The following is a 16,294-nucleotide window of genomic DNA, read 5'->3' as shown; positions in this document are numbered from 1 at the left end:
GACGTTGAGTACCGACGTTGTGAAGAGACTTGACCGTGACCAAGTAAATGAAATGACATTTAGCTAAGAACAAAGGAGCTCATATGAGCTCCCTTTTTATTCGCTACTTAATCCTTGTTCAAGGGTTGAAAGCATCTCTTCTTGATCCTCGCGATTTGAATGTTCCCAAATGATTTCAAATAAAACACCAAGACCAGGAAGCATTTTTTCTTCCTTACTTTCGATTGCATCTTTAATTGTTGCTTCAAGCTCTTGTTGAGAATTACCGGATACATTCGATATAATAGCATTGCGCAAGTTTAAATCCATTCTTTATCACCTCGTTACATTGTAATGAACAGTTTTATTATTTTCAGGTGAAAGGAATTATATGTATTGTTAGCATACTTTTAGAAGCAGACATTGAATCAGCAACAAATGCTGTAGAAGGAGATATATTGTGAAACGAATTGACTCAGTAAAAAATCCGCGTATAAAAGCGTGGAAGAAGTTAAAAACACGAAAAGAGCGAGAAAAAGAAGGCCTTTTTCTCGTTGAAGGCTATCATATTGTTGAAGAAGCTTTAAAGCACGGTGTTCGCGAACTCATTATGAGTGAAGACATTGCACTTCCAAGCCATTGGGATGTGAAGGAATGTGAAGTGTATATTGTTCCTAGTTCACTTATTAGAGAAATAGCGGATACTGAAACAACACAAGGAATCCTAGCGGTTTGTGAAATGAGAGAAGAAGATAAAGGGGAAACTGCCGAAAAAATTTTATTAATTGATGGTATTCAAGACCCTGGAAACTTAGGGACGATTATTAGAACAGCAGAAGCATCTGGTATTGAGCTTGTTGTATTAGGAAAAGGAACAGTAGACCTTTATAACGGGAAAACAATTCGTTCTACACAAGGTGCTCTATTTCATGTGCCAATTATTAGGGAAGACCTTGATGCATTTATTTCTGCGCTTAAGGAAAGAGAAGTCCCCGTGTATGGTACATCTTTGAAAAACGCTTTACCATATCGTGAAGTTGAAAAAAGTGAAAAGTTTGCTATTCTGCTTGGGAATGAAGGAAGTGGTGTAAAGGAAGAATATTTAGAGATGACAACTCAAAACCTTTACATTCCGATTATCGGGAAAAGTGAATCGTTAAACGTAGCAGTTGCAGCAGGCATTGTCCTTTATCATTTCGTTTAATCCTTTGTTGCATCCTGCATATGTTTTACCTATAATAGTTCTATAAGAAATAAAATATAGCTGTAAAAACAATGACAGAGAATAGTAGCTTATGTTTCACAATCAGGGAGAAGATGCCGTGACTGAAAGCATTTTTATGGAGAAACGAAGTGAACGTTCACCTCTCGAGTTGGCACTGGGACCATTTAATTTTAAATGTAAAAGTGTACCGGTAAAATGCCGTTATTGAAATAAAGTTGAATGATATCTTTATGATACATTAACAAGGGTGGTACCGCGATCAAACCTCGTCCCTTTCTAGGGATGGGGTTTTTTATTGTTGTTTTTTAGAATACAGCACAGAAGTTAAAAGGAGGATGTTAGTTCATGAAAGAACGTTTGCAAGAGCTGAAAGAAGAAGCGTTAGGAAAAGTGGAAAGCGCACAGAATTTAAAAGAAGTCAATGACGTTCGCGTTGCATATTTGGGAAAAAAAGGTCCTATTACAGAAGTTCTTCGCGGCATGGGGAAGCTGTCAGCAGAGGAGCGTCCTGTTATTGGATCATTAGCAAACGAAGTACGTGAAGAAATTGCCTCTCAAATTGCGGCAAAACAAGCTCGTCTAGAAGAGGAAGAAGTAGAGCGTCAACTCGCTTCAGAAACAATTGATGTAACATTACCTGGGCGTCCTGTGAAAACAGGAAATCATCATCCGCTTACGGCTGTTATTGAAGAAATGGAAGATCTATTCCTTGGGATGGGTTACAGCATTGCAGAAGGTCCTGAAGTTGAAAAAGATTACTATAACTTTGAAGCTTTAAATTTACCAAAGGGTCATCCTGCTCGCGATATGCAAGATACGTTTTACATTACAGAGGATACGCTGCTCCGCACGCATACATCTTCTGTTCAGGCTCGTACAATGGTTGCATGTGAAGGCAAGGGTCCTGTTAAAATTATTTGCCCTGGTAAAGTGTATCGTCGTGACAATGATGATGCAACACATTCACATCAGTTTACACAAATTGAAGGGCTTGTTGTTGATAAAGACATTCGTATGAGTGATTTAAAAGGAACGCTTGAAGTATTTGCGAAAAAAATGTTTGGAGAAGAGCGTGAAATTCGTCTTCGTCCAAGTTTCTTCCCGTTCACAGAGCCATCTGTAGAAGTTGATGTTTCTTGTTTCAAATGTTCTGGTAAAGGGTGTAACGTTTGTAAGAAAACAGGCTGGATTGAGATCCTAGGAGCAGGTATGGTGCATCCAAACGTACTTGAAATGGCTGGCTTTGACTCAAAAGAGTATCAAGGATTTGCATTTGGAATTGGTGCAGAGCGTATCGCCATGCTGCGCTACGGAATTGAAGATATTCGTGAATTCTATACAAACGACGTTCGATTCACAACACAATTTAAAAGAGCATAAGAGGAGGTTCTAATATGTTTGTATCTTATCGTTGGTTAGAGCAATATATTGATTTAGAAGGAATTGATCCAAACGAATTAGCAGAGAAAATTACCCGCACAGGAATTGAAGTAGAAGGCGTAGAAACGTTAAACAAAGGAATCAAAGGCGTTGTTGTTGGTCATGTTTTAGAATGTGAGCAGCATCCAAATGCTGATAAATTAAATAAATGTCTTGTTGATGTTGGAGAAGAAGAACCTGTACAAATTATTTGTGGTGCTCCAAATGTTGCTAAAGGACAAAAGGTAGCAGTAGCAAAAGTTGGCGCTGTGCTACCAGGAAATTTCAAAATTAAAAAAGCAAAGCTTCGTGGTGAAGCATCCCATGGTATGATTTGTTCTCTTCAAGAGCTTGGTATTGAAGGTAAGCTTGTTCCAAAAGAATACCAAGAAGGCATCTTTGTATTTGCAGATGATGCGGAAGTAGGGCGCGATGCACTTGAGCTTTTAAATCTTGATGACCATGTTCTTGAGCTTGGCTTAACGCCAAACCGTGCGGATTGCTTAAACATGCTTGGAGTTGCATACGAAGTTGGAGCTATCTTAGATAACGAAGTGAAATACCCAAGCGTTGAGCTTCAAGAAAGCAGTGAAAAAGCAGAAGACTATATTAGAGTAAACGTGGAAGCAAAAGAAGATAATCCACTTTATATTGCCCGCATTATTAAAAATGTAAAGATTGGACCATCTCCATTATGGATGCAAACACGTCTAATGGCAGCTGGAATTCGTCCGCATAACAATGTTGTTGATATTACAAACTACGTTCTTTTAGAATATGGGCAACCTCTTCATGCCTTTGACTATGATCGACTTGGTTCAAAAGAAATTCTCGTTCGTCATGCTGTAGAAGGAGAAAAAATTACAACGTTAGATGATCAAGAAAGAACGTTAAAAGGGGATCATCTTGTTATCACAAACGGAGAAACGCCAATTGCTCTTGCTGGAGTAATGGGGGGAGCGGACTCTGAAGTGAAAGATGATACAATAAATGTCTTGTTAGAATCTGCTTACTTTGCTGGTTTGAGCATTCGTAAATGTTCTAAAGACCACGGTCTTCGAAGTGAAGCAAGTGCTCGTTATGAAAAAGGAATTGATCCAAATCGCGTTCGTTCGGCTTCTGAGCGTGCAGCAGCTCTTATTGCTGAGTATGCAGGTGGAGAAGTAGTAAGCGGAGTTGTTGAGGCAAATACGTTAGATGCCGAGCCGAAAAGAGTAGACGTTACTCTTGCTAAAATTAATGGTGTACTTGGAACAGAGCTTACATCTGATGAAGTAACAAGCATCTTTAATCGCCTTCGCTTTGAAGCTGTTACAGATGGAGAACAGATTTCTGTAACAGTTCCAACTCGTCGTGGAGATATTACGATTAGCGAAGACTTAATTGAAGAAGTTGCTCGTTTATATGGATATGATCATATTCCTACAACACTTCCTGTTGGGGAATCAACGCCAGGACAGTTAACAAGTTATCAAGAAAAACGCCGTCGTGTCCGCCGCTATCTTGAAGGAGCAGGAATGCTTCAAGCCATTACGTATGCTTTAACAAGTGAAGAAAAAGCCGAGCAGTTTGCACTTGAAGTGTCAAAATATGTTCGTCTTGCTATGCCAATGAGTGAAGAGCGTTCAACGCTGCGTTTAAGCCTTATTCCACATTTGTTAGAAGTTGTAAAACACAATATTGCTCGTCAGCTTGATTCTGTTGCTCTATACGAAACAAGCTCTGTTTTCCTTTCAAAAGAAAATCAAGATTTACCAACTGAAAGAGAACATTTAGCAGGTGCTGTTTCAGGGCTTTGGCATATGCATATGTGGCAAGGGGAGAAAAAGGTTGTTGATTTCTTCACTGTAAAAGGGATTTTAGAAGGGCTATTTGATGTTCTTGGACTAGCAGAACGCATCGAGTTCCAAGCAAGTAAGCATGACGGAATGCATCCAGGTCGAACAGCAGCTATTTCATTAGATGGAAAAGAAATTGGGATTATTGGTCAAGTTCATCCTCACACAGCAAAACGCTATGATGTTCGTGAAACATATGTATTTGAACTTGATTTACAAACGCTTCTTTCAGCAGATGTTGAGGATGTTGTTTATGAAACAATTCCGCGCTTCCCATCTATTACTCGTGATATTGCTCTTGTGGTTGATAAAGGTATTTCAGCTGGTAAGCTAGAGCAAGAAATCCGTGGTACGGGTGGTAATCTATTGAAAGATGTAAAAGTTTTCGACCTTTATGAAGGTGAGCACGTTGAAGAAGGTAAAAAGTCAATTGCTTTCTCTCTACGTTACTTAGATCCAGAGCGCACGTTAACAGATGAAGAAGTAACTTCAACACATGAAAAAGTATTAGAAGCTCTTCATACTAAATTTGATGCATCACTACGTTCTTAAGTTAGAAAAAGGGAGAAGTCTTTGACTTCTCTCTTTTTATTTCTCTGAAAATCAATTTCTTGACCTGGTAAATTTTGATCCTGTATAGTTGTTGAAAAGTTATGTTGTAAAGAATATTAAGAGTATTTACTTAAAAGTTCTACATTTTTAAAATAGAAAATACATTAAGAGTGTGGCACAATGACAGTAAATGTTTATAATGAAGAAGTAAAAGAGTGTCATAGAATTTTTTACATAAGGAAGCTATTTTACAAGAAATGGTGTTTCCTTCTTCATATCATCCGTGTTATGATATAGAATAGGATTTTTGTGGGAACGGAGGATCTTTTGTGTCAAAACGGAGAAGAAATCGAACAACGGTCGACATATATGGGCAACAGTATAATATAATAGGTGATGAAAGTACAAGCCATGTACGCCTTGTCGCTTCGATCGTTGATGATAAGATGAGAGAAATTAACTTAAAGAACCCACAACTAGATATTAATAAACTAGCGGTCTTAACAGCTGTAAATGTTGTGAACGATTATATAAAATTAAAAGAAGAAGTTGAAAGATTAGAAGAGGAACTCATAAATAAGAAGGAATGAAGAACTATGCTCGTCGATATTATAGTGTTAATAATGTTATGCTACGGGTTTTTAATTGGCTTAAAGAGAGGATTAATTCTACAAGTAATTCGTCTTGTTAGCATTGTTCTTTCCATTTTCGTAGCTTACATGTACCATGAAGCTCTTGCTGAAAAACTTCAGCTATGGATTCCGTATCCGTCTGTTGAAGGAGGAAATGCTGTATCTCTTCTTGTACAAAGTTCTTATACAGAAGAGCTATTTTACCGGATCATCTCATTTGCCATTCTTTTCTTTTTGACAAATTTGGTGATTCATATTATTGGCTCGCTCTTTGATTTTGTAGCGCAGCTTCCGATATTGCGTCATTTTAATAAATGGGCAGGAGCCATCCTTGGATTTGTAGAGATTTATGTAATTGTTTTTATTGTATTGTATATTATCGCACTGCTTCCTGTCGGCGGTATACAAGCACAAGTTCAAAACTCATCTCTTGCAGGGATTATTGTAAATCACACTCCATATCTCTCTGATATGATTCCAGAGCTATGGGGGAAAGATATATAAAAAAGCTTGGCGATTTTTCGTCGAGCTTTTTTATGTGCTTTTGTAGAGAGAGAAAGAAGAAAGGGTAGAAGAAGATGGTTAGCCTTGTAAAATGAGCTTCTTCGCTTTCATAAGCAAAATACGATATGATAATAAAGTTAATATGCTTCTAGGCTATAAGGAGGCAGAGATTGTACTTTTTAAAAAAACTTTGTATCATCTTCAATAGAAGAACGTATAAGAAGTGGGTGCGAAAATGAATAAAAAAGAGATTATTAAACTTTTGGAAAAGATTGCTGTATATATGGAGTTAAAAGGAGATAATGCATTTAAAATTTCGGCCTTTAGAAAGGCGGCAGGTGCACTTGAGAATGATGAGCGCAGCTTGAGTGAAATTGAAAGCTTCACCTCTCTTGCAGGCATTGGAAAAGGAACTAGTGCTGTTATTGAAGAGTATATTCAAGATGGACAATCTACTGTGCTAGAAGAGTTAAAAAAAGAAGTTCCAGAAGGATTAATTCCTCTTCTTGATTTGCCAGGATTAGGCGGGAAAAAGATTGCAAAGCTTTATCAACAGCTGAATGTTACGGATATGGTAACATTAAAGGCTGCCTGTGAAGAAGGAAAAGTACAGGAACTTAGCGGCTTCGGTAAAAAAACAGAGGAGAAAATTCTTGTTGCAATCGAGGAATATGGGACACGTCCTGAACGATTGCCACTTGCTATTATGTTACCACTTGTGGAAAAAATCGAAGAAACGCTTGCTGATATGAAAGGCATTATTCGTTTCTCACGAGCAGGCAGCGTACGCCGTATGAGAGAAACAGTGAAAGACTTAGATTTTATTATTTCTACAGAAGAGCCGTCTCTTGTTCGTGATAGCTTACTCGCAATGCCGTCTATTAAAGAAGTAATTGCAAGTGGAAATACGAAAGTATCGGTTGTGCTTGAAGATGTTTATGATATATCTGTTGATTTTCGTCTTGTAGAAGACAAGGCATTTCCAACAACGCTTCATCATTTTACAGGCTCAAAAGATCATAACGTAAGAATGAGACAGCTTGCGAAAGAACGTGGAGAGAAAATTAGTGAATATGGTGTTGAGAATATAGAAACAGGAGAAGTCCGTACGTTTTCATCTGAAGAAGAGTTTTATAACTACTTTAACTTGCCGTTTATTTTACCTGAAATGCGTGAAGATGGAACAGAAGTAGATAAGCTAACGAAAGAAGATCGCTTTATTTCTCTTCAAGACATAAAAGGAGACGTGCACATGCATTCCACATGGAGTGATGGCGCATACTCTATCGAAGAAATGGTGGAAGCATGCCGTGCAAGAGGCTATGAGTACATGGCAATTACTGACCATTCCCAATATTTAAAAGTGGCAAATGGGCTAACACCAGAACGAATTCGTAAACAGCGAGAAGAAATTAAGAAGCTAAATGAAAAATATGATGATTTCACAATCCTTTCAGGAATTGAGATGGATATTCTTCCTGATGGTACGTTAGATTATGATGATGAAATTCTACAGGAAATGGATATTGTTATTGCTTCTATCCATTCAAGTTTTTCTCAGTCTCGAGAAGTTATTATGGAGCGATTAAAAACAGCTCTTAATAGTCATCATGTCGATATTATTGCACATCCAACAGGAAGACTTATTGGACGAAGAGACGGATATGACGTTGATATGGATTTGTTAATTGAGCTTGCTCACGAAACAAATACAGCACTTGAACTCAATGCAAATCCACATCGCTTAGACCTTGCTTCTCATCATTTGAAAAAAGCACAAGAGCAAGGAGTAAAGCTTGTAATTAATACAGATGCACATAATCTGGACATGCTTGAAGATATGAAAGTTGGGGTGTCGACAGCTGTAAAAGGCTGGATTCGCAAAGAGAGCGTTATTAACACATATCCTTTAGAAGAATTGAGAGCATTTTTAAAACGCAACGATTAATACAAGGAAAGCAAAGGTTTAAAAGGAGTGAACATGTTTGCAAGCGCGCATTTTAAAAACATTAGAGTTCGATAAAATTAAAGAAGGTCTGTTGAAACATGCAGCATCTTCACTAGGACGAGAGAAAGTAGAGAGTCTTCGCCCGTCCATAAGTTTCATAGAAGTAGAAGCTTGGCAAAACGCAACTGATGAGGCCGCTCAAGTGCTTCGTGTGAAAGGAAATGTTCCACTTGGCGGTATCCATGATATAAAAGCAAGTGCTAAAAGAGCAGAGATCGGTGGAACACTTTCAGCAAGTGAACTACTGGAAATCTCAAGCACAATTTATGCAACAAGACAGCTTTCAATATTTATGGAAAGTTTAGAAGAGAATACAGACCTTTCATTACCTATTTTGAAAGGGTATATTGAAGGTTTTATTATCTTAACAGATCTTGAGCGAACAATTGAGAACAGCATTGATGATAATGGGACAGTGTTAGACGGAGCGAGTGAAAAACTGCGAGGATTACGCCAAAAACTGCGCTCTACAGAAGCGCGTGTTCGTCAAAAGCTAGAGCAAATGACGCGTTCCTCTTCTGCGACAAAAATGCTTTCAGACGCAATTATAACGATTCGTAATGATCGCTATGTGCTTCCGGTTAAACAAGAATATCGCGGAGCATATGGAGGAATTATTCACGATCAATCTTCCTCAGGAGCAACGTTATTTATTGAGCCACAAGCAATTGTAAACTTAAACAATGAGCTTCAAGCGGCCCGAGTAGAAGAAAAGCGTGAGATTGAGCGTATTCTTGCACAAATTACGGCAGAAGTAGCAGAAGTTGCTCGCGAGCTTTCTGTTAACGTTGATATGCTAGCAGAAATTGATTTTATGTTTACAAAAGGGCAGTACAGCCACAAATTAAAAGGTTCAAAACCAAAGCTTAATGAAGAAGGATATATTAATCTGAAAAAAGCACGTCATCCCTTAATTACTGCAGAAGATGTTGTAGCAAACGATATTGAGCTTGGAGGAGAGTACCCGAGCATCGTTATTACAGGTCCAAATACAGGAGGAAAAACGGTAACGTTAAAAACAGTTGGGTTGTTTACACTTATGGCACAAGCAGGTCTTCAAATCCCGGCTTTGGATGGTTCTGAAGTAGCGGTCTTTGAAAATGTATTTGCTGACATTGGAGACGAACAGTCTATTGAGCAAAGCTTGAGTACGTTTTCTTCTCATATGGTGAATATCGTTAACATTTTAAAAGGTGTTGATAATAAGAGTCTTGTATTATTTGATGAGCTTGGTGCTGGAACAGATCCTCAGGAAGGAGCGGCACTTGCTATCTCTATCTTAGATGAAGTATACAATAGAGGAGCACGTGTTATAGCGACAACTCATTATCCTGAACTGAAGGCGTACGGATATAATCGAAAAGGAGTAATGAATGCAAGCGTTGAGTTCGATGTGGAAACACTTCGTCCGACATATAAACTACTTTTAGGGGTTCCAGGAAGAAGCAATGCATTTGAGATTTCACGCCGATTAGGTCTTTCAGAAGAAGTTATTAACGAAGCAAAGGGATATATTGGAGCAGATACAAATAAGGTAGAAAATATGATTGCTTCACTCGAGGATAGCCGAAAAAAAGCTGAAAGTGAAAAGGAAGAAGCTGCTTTATTTAGGAAAGAGGCAGAACAGCTTCATCGTGAACTGCAGGATCAAATTATAGAATTTAACAATGAAAGAGACAAACTGCTTGAGCAAGCTGAACAAAAAGCAGCAAAGGCAGTGGAGGAAGCACGGGCCGAAGCGGAGAATATTATTAAAGACCTGCGCAAAATGCGCCTTAATCAACAAAGTGGAATAAAAGAACATGAGCTAATTCAAGCGAGAAAAGATCTTGAAGAAGCGGTTCCAACATTAAGAAAAGGCACGAAAGCGGCACCGAAACCGAAGAAGGTAGAAAGAAAGCTTTCTCCAGGGGATGAAGTGAAAGTATCAACATTCGGTCAAAAAGGAACGCTATTAGACAAAGTATCAGATACAGAGTGGGAAGTACAGCTTGGTATTATGAAAATGAAAGTAAAAGAGTCAAACTTAGAGTTTATTAGTTCTCCAAAAGCTGTAGAAACAAGACCACTCGCAACAGTAAAAGGCAAAGATTATCATGTGAAGCTTGAGCTTGACCTTCGCGGAGAACGGTTTGAAAATGCTATTCAGCGCGTTGAAAAGTATATTGATGATGCACTTCTTGCTGGGTATCCACGTGTTTCTATTATTCATGGAAAAGGAACAGGGGCTTTAAGAACAGGTGTGCAAGACTACTTGAAAAATCATCGTTTCGTCAAAAGCATTCGTTTTGGGGAAGCATCAGAAGGCGGCTCTGGAGTGACCGTTGCTGAACTAAAATAAGGGAGTGAGAGCCGCTGTGAAGGAATTTTGGGAGAATCCTTATGTATTAACAGCAGCGAACTATAGCGTTGTTATTTTATGCATTGTTCTAGCTCTTGTCATCTTTGAACTTGTGACAAGTTATAAAAACTGGGAGGAAATTCAGCGTGGAAATCTAGCCGTTGCTATGGCTACGGGTGGGAAAATCTTTGGCGTAGCAAATGTTTTTCAAGGCTCAATTAGCCAGCACAATACGCTGTTTGTAATGGTTGGCTGGGGAGTTTTTGGCTTTATTCTTCTATTAATTAGCTATTTTATTTTTGAATTTCTTACACCAAAATTCAAGATTGATCATGAAATTGCGCAAGACAACAGAGCCGTTGGGTTTATATCGATGGTCATTTCAATTGGAATGTCGTTTGTTATTTCAGCTGGAATAGGGTGATAAACAATGGAGAAGCTAGCCAAACTTTTGCTTATTCTTTGCGGTTTATTTATGACAATTGGGATTATTTATATAGTGTTTATTGCATAAAACAAGAGAAGAAACATTTTGATGTTTCTTCTCTTGTTTTTCTTTGAAAGTCTTTTCTTTTTAGGGATCCTCATTGTATAATGAACATAGTGTGCGTAATAAATGCGAAACTGGGGAGGTATTTTTTGTGCTTCAAGCATCCGAAAAACCGTGGTTGATTCACTATCCGCCTGAAATACCGGCAGAAATCACTCTTGGTGAAGCGACGCTTGTATCGCTATTTCAAAAAGCAGCAAAAGAATTTCAAGAAAATCCCGCTATTCACTTTCTAGGAAAAACCCTTTCGTTTAAAGAGCTAGCTGCCCAAACTGATCAACTTTCTTGCTATTTTTATGAGATAGGAGTTCGTAAAGGTGATCGAGTGGCTATTATGCTACCAAACTGTCCTCAAACTGTAATCGCCTTTAATGCCGTATTACAATTAGGAGCAGTTGTTGTACTTATTAACCCGCTTTATACAGAAAGAGAACTATCCTACCAACTCCAAGATTCAGGCGCAAGGTTCCTTATTACGCTAGATTTGTTATATTCAAAAGGTTTTAAGATGAAAACGCTAACAAAAATAGAACATCTCATTATAACATCCATCAAAGATTACTTGCCTTTTCCAAAAAATCTTCTTTATCCATATCTCCAAAAAAAGACTCAAAAAACCGTCCAACACATAAAAGAAGACAGCGATACGCATAAATGGTCCACCATTTTAAAAACAAAAATAGCAAGTTCGGTAAAAGAAGAAGTGTATAGCGAAGATTTAGCTCTTTTACAATATACAGGAGGAACAACAGGTTTTCCGAAAGGAGTAATGCTGACACATCAAAACTTAGTCGCTAATACGAAGATGTGTACAACATGGCTTTACAAATGTGAAAGAGGAAATGAAAGAATTTTAGGCGTTTTGCCCTTTTTTCACGTGTATGGATTAACAACAGTGCTTGTTTTATCTCTACTAGAAGGATATGAAATGGTTCTTTTACCAAAATTTGAAATAAAAGAGGTATTAAAAACAATTGATAAGAGAAAGCCAACGCTATTTCCTGGAGCTCCCACAATTTATGTTGGACTGCTTAATAATGCTAGTTTACCAAAATATGATCTTTCCTCGATTAAAGCTTGTATAAGTGGTTCTTCACCACTTCCTGCTTATGTTCAGGAAAAGTTTGAGGACCTTACAGGAGGGAAGCTTGTAGAAGGTTATGGACTAACAGAAAGTTCTCCTGTGACACATGCTAATTTCCTCTGGGGAAAAAGAAAACAAGGAAGTGTTGGTGTACCTTGGCCAAATACGGATGCTAAAATTGTTTCGCTTGAAACAGGGGAATCTTTACCATGTGGTGAAATAGGAGAGATTGCTGTAAAAGGGCCTCAAGTGATGAAAGGATACTGGCATCAAGAAGAAGAAACAAAACAAGTGTTGAAAGATGGGTGGCTTTTTACAGGAGACTTAGGCTATTTTGATGAAGACGGCTATTTCTACATTGTGGATCGAAAAAAAGATATGATTATTGCGAGTGGATATAATATTTACCCTCGTGAAGTAGAAGAAGTGCTATACGCGTATTCAAAAGTAAAAGAAGCCGTTGTTATTGGCATCCCTGACTTATACAGAGGAGAAACGGTCAAAGCTTTTGTTGTATTAAAAGATGGTGTATCATGTTCAGAAAAAGAACTTGATAAGTATGTACGTTTGTCTCTTGCTTCCTATAAAGTTCCAAAGGTCTATGAGTTCAGAAAAGAATTACCTAAAACAGCTGTTGGGAAAATCTTAAGGCGTGTTTTGATAGAAGAAGAAAGACAAGAATAGATAGTGTTTTCCCTTCAAACCAAATTTCACGATAATTCTGTTGACAGGTTTGTCGGGATATTTTAAGATGATATTATGAATGAATAACCATTCATTTTATTCAATCGAACAAAATGATAATCAATTGTACAGAATATGGTGTACTCTGTTGGTAATTAATGAAGCAAGGGAGCAAACAATATGAATCGAAATAGACCAAAATTCAAACAAATTTTAGATGCAGCAGTTGTCGTCATTGCCGAACACGGCTATCATAGCTCTCAAGTATCTAAGATTGCTAAACAAGCAGGGGTAGCAGACGGAACTATTTATCTCTATTTTAAAAATAAGGAAGATATCCTCATATCCCTTTTTCAAGAGAAAATGGGGCAATTTATTGAAAGAATTCAAGAGGATATTCAAAAAGAAGAAACAGCTTCCGAAAAGCTTTTCTTTTTAATTCAGCGTCACATTACGTTTCTTTCGGAAGATCAACACTTAGCAGCTGTAACTCAGCTTGAACTTCGCCAAACAAACCGCGATATAAGAAACCAAATTAACGAAGTTCTAAAAGGCTACCTTCAAATCATTGATGAAATTTTAGAAAGCGGCATTGAGAGCGGTGAGTTCCAAGAAGAACTAGATGCTCGTCTTGCTCGTCAAATGATTTTTGGAACAATTGATGAAGTTGTGACAACATGGGTGATGAATGAGTATAAGTACGACATTACAGAACTTATTCCAAAAGTCCATAAGCTTCTACTTCATGGTGGTAAAAGATAAAGATTGCGCTATAGGAGGGATATGATGGCTTACGTTCAAATGAACAAAAATCAGCACGTCACAACTCTTACGCTAAATAAACCAAAAGCAAATGCTTTATCAACAGCTCTTTTAAAAGAGCTTTGGAATACTTTTTCGTTACTTGAAACAGATGATGAAACACGCGTTATTGTACTTCGAGGAGAAGGAAAGTTTTTTTGTGCAGGAGCGGATATTAAAGAATTCACAGCACTGCAAAAAAGTGAAGATTATGAGTCTCTTGCTCGCTTTGGGCAGAAGCTTATGAACAAGATTGAAACATACCCCAAGCCAGTTATTGCGGCTATTCATGGAGCAGCCTTAGGCGGAGGTCTTGAACTGGCAATGGGGTGTCATATGAGGTTTGTTGCAGCAGAAGCCCGCTTAGGACTTCCAGAGCTTACACTTGGGATTATTCCCGGATTCGCTGGAACGCAGCGACTTCCAAGGCTTGTCGGAGTAGGAAAAGCATGTGAAATGATGTTAACAGGTCAATCGATTTCTGGAAGTGAAGCTGTTCGCATAGGTCTAGCAAACGAGGCGTTTGAAGAAAATGAGCTTTTTCAAAAAGTAGCAGAGCTTGCTGGGCAAATGGCAAGAAAAAGTCCTATGACTATTAAAGCAGTTTTGCATCTTTTACAATATGCTAAAGATGCCCGCTATGAAGAAGGAATAGAAGAAGAAGCAAGGAAATTTAAAGAAGTATTCGGTTCAGAGGACGCTTCAGAAGGGATTGCTGCTTTTTTAGAAAAAAGAAAGCCATTCTTCCAAGGTAAATAATCTTAATATTCAGTAAAGGGGTGGAGTTATGAATATTTTTGTGTTAATGAAGCGTACGTTTGATACAGAAGAAAAGATTTCACTTGATGGAGGAGAGATTATTGAGGATGGAGCAGAGTTCATTATTAATCCTTATGATGAATATGCAATAGAAGAAGCAATCTCTTTAAAAGAAAAACATGGAGGAGAAGTGACGGTTGTAACACTGGGGAACGAAGATGCTCAAAAAGAACTGCGAACGGCGCTTGCAATGGGCTGTGATAAAGCCGTGCTCATTGATACAGAAGATGAAATGGAAAGCGAAGATGAATATACCACATCCATTATTTTAGCCTCTTATTTAAAAGAACAGCAATGTGATTTGATTATTGGTGGAAATGTTGCTATTGACGGAGGAAGTGGACAGGTTTGTCCACGAGTCGCAGAGCTTTTAAATATTGCCTGTGTTACAACTATCACAAGTATTGAAATCCAGGGGAATGATGTGGAAATAATAAGGGACGTAGAAGGAGATGAAGAAAAAATTCAAGCAGCTCTACCGCTTGTTGTAACAGCTCAACAAGGACTAAATGAACCGCGCTATCCGTCTTTACCTGGTATTATGAAGGCCAAAAAGAAGCCACTTGAAGAAATTGAATTAGATGATCTAGAAATAGAGGAAGAAATAGAAGCCAAAACAAAGGTTGTTGAACGGTTTTTACCACCTGAAAAAGAAGGAGGCAAAATACTTCAAGGTGAATCACACGAACAGGTGAAAGAGCTTGTTCATCTATTATACTCAGAAGCAAAAGTGCTTTAAAAAAGGAGGAATAGCTATGGCTCGCAAAGTATTGGCATTGGCGGAATTTAAAGGCAGAGAAGTCAGAAGTGTATCGTACGAAGCGATTGCAGCAGCACGCATGATTGCAGATGGCGGAGAAGTTGTTGTGGGAGCAGTTGGAGAAGACATTGCTCGCCATATGTCTTCATTTTTTCACTATGGTGGAGATCGTGTAGTTTTTATTGAAAACGCTAACTTAAAAACATATACGCTTGATGGTTTCTCCCAATGTTTTCAGGCCCTCTTAGAGGAGGAAGAACCAGAAGCAATTATTATAGGCCATACTTCTCAAGGGAAAGAGGTTGCTCCAAAGCTTGCAGCAAAGTTTGAGAGTGGTTTAATTTCTGATATAACAGATATTGAAGTTGTGGGTGAAAACGTTATTCTAACGCGTCCTATCTACTCAGGAAAAGCTTTTGAGAAACGCATCCTTACTGACACCCCTTTATTTTTCACAATTCGACCAAATAATATCGAAAAGCTTGCAGCGGACCCAGGAAGAGATGGAGAAACAAAAGAAGTTGCAGAACCATCTCTAGATTTACGTACAGTTGTAAAAGAAGTTATGCAAAAAGCGACGAGCGGAGTAGATCTTTCAGAAGCAAAAGTGATTGTAGCTGGAGGACGGGGTGTAAAAAGCGAGGAAGGGTTTAAGCCATTACAAGAACTTGCTGATGTGCTAGGTGGAGCAGTTGGAGCTTCAAGAGGGGCATGTGATGCAGAATATTGTGATTACTCGCTTCAAATTGGACAGACGGGAAAAGTTGTTACACCTGATTTGTATATTGCATGTGGCTTATCTGGCGCTATTCAACACTTAGCAGGTATGTCTAATTCAAAAGTAATTGTAGCTATCAATAAAGACCCAGAAGCAAATATTTTCAATGTAGCAGACTATGGGATCGTCGGAGACTTGTTTGAAATCATTCCGCTTTTAATCGAGGAGTGTGAAAAATTAAAAGTAGAAAAGAGCTAAAGGCGACACTCTGTCGCCTTTTCCGTGTTTTTTATGAAAAATGCTGTTTTTAAATGATTCCTTAGGGTATAACTATGTAATAGGAAAGACATGACGAAACAAATAAATGGCACTCCCATTTT

The 16,294-nt window shown here is 38.2% G+C and carries 14 protein-coding genes; 13 read left to right on the top strand and 1 reads right to left on the bottom strand.

Annotation, left to right across the window (positions count from 1 at the left end):
- Window positions 1–96: 96 nt before the first annotated feature.
- On the bottom strand, window positions 97–309 hold the full coding sequence (gene sspI / locus MOC86_RS17485; protein ID WP_268585271.1) for a small acid-soluble spore protein SspI: 213 nt from the start codon (window positions 307–309) through the stop codon (window positions 97–99).
- 130 nt (window positions 310–439) lie between these two features.
- Here sspI and MOC86_RS17480 point away from each other — a divergent pair, with 130 nt between their 5' ends.
- From MOC86_RS17480 to MOC86_RS17420, 13 genes are all read left to right on the top strand, one after another.
- The gene (locus MOC86_RS17480; protein WP_268585270.1) at window positions 440–1,183 is read left to right on the top strand and encodes a TrmH family RNA methyltransferase; all 744 of its coding nucleotides are present in this window, start codon (window positions 440–442) and stop codon (window positions 1,181–1,183) included.
- 366 nt (window positions 1,184–1,549) lie between these two features.
- Window positions 1,550–2,584: a phenylalanine--tRNA ligase subunit alpha gene (gene pheS, locus MOC86_RS17475; RefSeq protein ID WP_040056904.1), complete on the top strand. Its 1,035-nt coding sequence runs from the start codon at window positions 1,550–1,552 to the stop codon at window positions 2,582–2,584.
- Window positions 2,585–2,598: 14 nt separating this feature from the next.
- Window positions 2,599–5,013 carry a phenylalanine--tRNA ligase subunit beta gene (gene pheT / locus MOC86_RS17470; RefSeq protein ID WP_268585269.1) on the top strand — a complete coding sequence of 805 codons (2,415 nt, stop codon included), beginning with the start codon at window positions 2,599–2,601 and terminating at the stop codon, window positions 5,011–5,013.
- Window positions 5,014–5,342: 329 nt separating this feature from the next.
- Window positions 5,343–5,603 carry a cell division protein ZapA gene (zapA, locus tag MOC86_RS17465; RefSeq protein WP_019391245.1) on the top strand — a complete coding sequence of 87 codons (261 nt, stop codon included), beginning with the start codon at window positions 5,343–5,345 and terminating at the stop codon, window positions 5,601–5,603.
- 6 nt (window positions 5,604–5,609) lie between these two features.
- Entirely contained in the window at window positions 5,610–6,149 is a 540-nt protein-coding gene (locus MOC86_RS17460; RefSeq protein WP_268585268.1) for a CvpA family protein, read from the top strand.
- Window positions 6,150–6,384: 235 nt separating this feature from the next.
- Entirely contained in the window at window positions 6,385–8,097 is a 1,713-nt protein-coding gene (gene polX / locus MOC86_RS17455) for a DNA polymerase/3'-5' exonuclease PolX (protein ID WP_268585267.1), read from the top strand.
- 37 nt (window positions 8,098–8,134) lie between these two features.
- Window positions 8,135–10,498, top strand: coding sequence for an endonuclease MutS2 (locus tag MOC86_RS17450; RefSeq protein ID WP_268585266.1), 2,364 nt, complete (start codon window positions 8,135–8,137; stop codon window positions 10,496–10,498).
- Window positions 10,499–10,514: 16 nt separating this feature from the next.
- Window positions 10,515–10,922: a DUF350 domain-containing protein gene (locus MOC86_RS17445; RefSeq protein ID WP_111922012.1), complete on the top strand. Its 408-nt coding sequence runs from the start codon at window positions 10,515–10,517 to the stop codon at window positions 10,920–10,922.
- 217 nt (window positions 10,923–11,139) lie between these two features.
- Entirely contained in the window at window positions 11,140–12,816 is a 1,677-nt protein-coding gene (locus MOC86_RS17440) for an AMP-binding protein (RefSeq protein WP_268585265.1), read from the top strand.
- 180 nt (window positions 12,817–12,996) lie between these two features.
- Window positions 12,997–13,578 (top strand): TetR/AcrR family transcriptional regulator, encoded by a 582-nt coding sequence (locus MOC86_RS17435; RefSeq protein ID WP_268585264.1) that lies wholly within the window; start codon window positions 12,997–12,999, stop codon window positions 13,576–13,578.
- Between the two features lie 24 nt (window positions 13,579–13,602).
- A complete protein-coding gene (locus MOC86_RS17430; RefSeq protein ID WP_243517288.1) occupies window positions 13,603–14,376 on the top strand; it encodes an enoyl-CoA hydratase in 774 nt (257 codons plus the stop codon).
- 28 nt (window positions 14,377–14,404) lie between these two features.
- Window positions 14,405–15,175 (top strand): electron transfer flavoprotein subunit beta/FixA family protein, encoded by a 771-nt coding sequence (locus tag MOC86_RS17425; protein WP_268585262.1) that lies wholly within the window; start codon window positions 14,405–14,407, stop codon window positions 15,173–15,175.
- A 16-nt stretch (window positions 15,176–15,191) separates the two neighbouring features.
- Window positions 15,192–16,172: an electron transfer flavoprotein subunit alpha/FixB family protein gene (locus tag MOC86_RS17420; protein ID WP_268585261.1), complete on the top strand. Its 981-nt coding sequence runs from the start codon at window positions 15,192–15,194 to the stop codon at window positions 16,170–16,172.
- Window positions 16,173–16,294: the final 122 nt, after the last annotated feature.

The sequence above is a fragment of the Priestia endophytica genome, assembly GCF_026790145.1.
GTDB lineage: Bacteria > Bacillota > Bacilli > Bacillales > Bacillaceae_H > Bacillus_I > Bacillus_I endophytica_A.
This window is presented reverse-complemented; position numbering and strand designations above follow the sequence as displayed.